1 protein-coding gene is annotated in these 208 nt (G+C 56.2%); it reads left to right on the forward strand.

What is annotated here, in order from left to right:
• A partial coding sequence (locus RHSP_RS08400) for a transposase (RefSeq protein WP_037150510.1) occupies positions 1 to 187 on the forward strand: 187 nt, incomplete at its 5' end.
• Positions 188 to 208 lie beyond the last annotated feature (21 nt).

The raw sequence follows: 208 nt of genomic DNA on the forward strand, positions 1-208 counted from the left end.
AGACAAGGCGAAAGGCTTCGAGGTTCTGCCGCGTCGATGGGTGGTCGAACGGACCTTCGCCTGGCTTGGCAGATGCCGCAGATTGGCCAAAGACGTCGAACGCTCCATCGCATCAGCCGAAGCGTGGATCATGATCGCCCACATTCGTCTCATCACCAGACGGCTAGCAAGGTATGGATATCGTTGAACGCTTTTCGAATCCGACTCT

This window comes from Rhizobium freirei PRF 81 (assembly GCF_000359745.1).
Classification (GTDB): domain Bacteria; phylum Pseudomonadota; class Alphaproteobacteria; order Rhizobiales; family Rhizobiaceae; genus Rhizobium; species Rhizobium freirei.